This is a genomic window from Protofrankia sp. Cj3 (genome assembly GCF_917627355.1).
In the GTDB taxonomy this organism is placed as follows: Bacteria; Actinomycetota; Actinomycetes; order Frankiales; family Frankiaceae; genus Protofrankia.
Map to the genome: position 1 here is coordinate 1 of NZ_CAKJTR010000033.1, position 2,049 is coordinate 2,049.

Sequence of the window (2,049 nt, forward strand, 5' to 3'; positions counted from 1 at the left end):
AGCAGTTCATCCACGGCTTTCGAGCCGTCCGGGACTACAACGCCAACGGCCTGCTGCCCGCACCCCTCGACATGACCGCGAGTTTCGGTCAGATGAACAACTGCCTGTCGTTTGTCAAGGTCGCTGACGACGGTACCCGTTTTACTCCTGAGGCGTCCCGCTGCGGACGCAGGATATAGCGGCGTTCACCAGCCGGGTCCAGCCCCCGATATCGGCAGTGTGTCCGGTTCTGGGGCTGTTCGCCGTCTCTGCCCGGAGACCTCCTTAGCGAGACCTCCGTTTGGAGCTATCCGACATGTCGCTTCTAGGACAGGCTGTAGGTGTGAGGCCACCAGCCCGTGCGGAGTCCTAAGGTGACTGAGCCCGTCGAGATCCTGCGTGCTTACCGTGTCACTCTTGATCCCAATCCAACCCAGGAATTGACACTCGCTCAGCATGCGGGTGCCGCGCGATGGGCGTTCAATCATGCGCTCGCCGTGAAGATGGCGGCACGGGAGCAGTGGAAGGGCACGGTTGCCGCATTGGTGGCGGCGGGCGCGTCCGAGGAAGACGCCCGCCGGCAGGCCAGGGTTCCCACGCCTACCAAGCCGGCTATTCAGAAGGCGCTCAACAAGGTCAAGGGCGATGATCGGCAGGGTGTCGCGGGCATATGCCCGTGGTGGCACGTCGTTTCGACATATGCCTTTCAGTCAGCATTCCTCGACGCGGACATGGCATGGAAGGCATGGCTGGACTCGTTGGCGGGCCGGCGTAGGGGACGCCGGGTCGGCTGCCCCCGCTTCAAGAAGAAGGGCCGTTCACGGGATAGTTTCCGGCTGCACCATGACGTGAGGAGACCGACGATCCGACCGGTCACCACCCGGCGGCTGTTGCTGCCGCGGATCGGTGAGGTCCGTACCCACGACAGCCTGAAACGGCTGATGCGCGCGCTCGATCGCAGATCTGGTGTCATCCAGTCGGTGACGGTCTCGCGGGGGGCACATCGCTGGTACGCGAGCGTGCTGGTCCGTGAGTGGATTGCGCTGCCAGCGCCGAACCGTGCCCAGCGGGCCGCTGGCACGGTCGGGATCGACCTCGGGCCCCGCTCTCCTGTCACCCTGTCCACGGGCGAGCGGCTCTTCACCCACCGGGCGCAAGCCCGGCATGCCCGCGCGCTTGCGAAGGCGTTCCGCACCGTCGCCCGGACGATGAAGGGCTCCCGGCGACGCGGGAAGGCACAGCGCCGGCTGGCACGCCTGCAGCACCTGGAAGCGGCCCGCCGGTCGACGGATATGCATCGCCTGACGAAACGCCTCGCGACCGGCTGGGCGATGGTGGCAGTGCCGGACCTGCAGGCCGCCGGCATGACCCACCCGGCTCGGGGGACCGGCAGCAAAGCCGGGGCGGGCCGCCGGCCCAGACGGGCTCTCAACCGGGTGCTCCGCGACATCTCTCCCAGCGAGGTGCGCCGGCAGCTCGATTACAAGACCGTCTGGTATGGCAGTAGGATTTCCATTGTCGACTATGGATATCCATCGAATAAGACCTGCTCGGCCTGTGGTACGGCAAAAACCACGCTGGCCTTGTCCGAGCGGGTGTTCCACTGTACCGCCTGCGGACTGTCGATGGATCGTGACGTGAACACCGCGCGCGCCATTGCCCGGTTCGCTGTCGCCTCCGATAGGGGGGAGACAGAAAACGCCCGTGGAGCGCCCGTGAGACCGATCCGTCCAGTTCGGACGGTGACGCGGGGCACGTCGATGCGGGAAGGCCCACCGACTGGTGGGTCACCCCAGTGCAGTGATGCGCAGGCATCCCCCCGCACCATAACCCAGACCGGAGAGGGCTCGGCCCACCGGCAGCAGGGATGATCACATGCTGCGTGCTACAGGTCAGTTCATGACCCGTTCGGCCCGCCGGCGCAAGGGATGATCGATGCCACCCGGAACGCGTCAAGGGATGTGCCCGTCCGGCCTACCGGCCTAGGGGATGATCGCTATGGAGTACGCCTCGTCGGTGGCGGACCGAGTCCGGCCCGCAGGAGGGGAGGAGGGAACGGATCGACCGTCG

Annotated in this window: 1 protein-coding gene; it reads left to right on the top strand. The window is 66.2% G+C overall.

Features of this window, described 5'->3' with window-relative positions:
* Positions 1–353: 353 nt before the first annotated feature.
* Positions 354–1,850, top strand: coding sequence for a transposase (locus MJ783_RS06765; protein WP_239309288.1), 1,497 nt, complete (start codon positions 354–356; stop codon positions 1,848–1,850).
* The last annotated feature ends 199 nt before the right edge of the window (positions 1,851–2,049 follow it).